The sequence below is a fragment of the Neisseria sp. P0019.S002 genome (assembly GCF_051957155.1).
GTDB classification, from domain to species: Bacteria; Pseudomonadota; Gammaproteobacteria; order Burkholderiales; family Neisseriaceae; genus Neisseria; species Neisseria perflava.
On the sequence record NZ_JBQCWS010000194.1, the window covers coordinates 1 to 372 of the forward strand.

Annotated in this window: 1 protein-coding gene; it reads right to left on the minus strand. The window is 48.9% G+C overall.

Going from position 1 to position 372, the window contains the following annotated elements; genetic code table 11:
* Positions 1-372: EF-Tu/IF-2/RF-3 family GTPase (locus ACTHTY_RS12265; protein WP_440367900.1), on the minus strand; the 372-nt coding region annotated here is incomplete at both ends.

Consider the following 372-nt stretch of genomic DNA (forward strand, 5'->3'; position numbering starts at 1 on the left):
CAATACACCTACGTTGTCACCAGCTTGACCTTCGTCCAGCAGTTTGCGGAACATTTCAACACCGGTACAAGTGGTTTTTTGAGTTTCTTTCAGACCTACGATTTCGATCTCGTCACCAACGTGGATGATACCGCGCTCTACACGACCGGTTACTACTGTACCACGGCCAGAGATAGAGAATACGTCTTCGATAGGCAACAAGAAAGGTTTGTCCACAGCACGCTCAGGTGTTGGGATGTAGCTGTCCAAAGCAGCAGCCAATTCGAAGATTTTTTCTTCGTAACCAGCGTCACCTTCCAAAGCTTTCAGTGCAGAACCTTGTACGATTGGGCAGTCGTCGCCTGGGAAGTCGTAGCTTGACAACAAGTCACG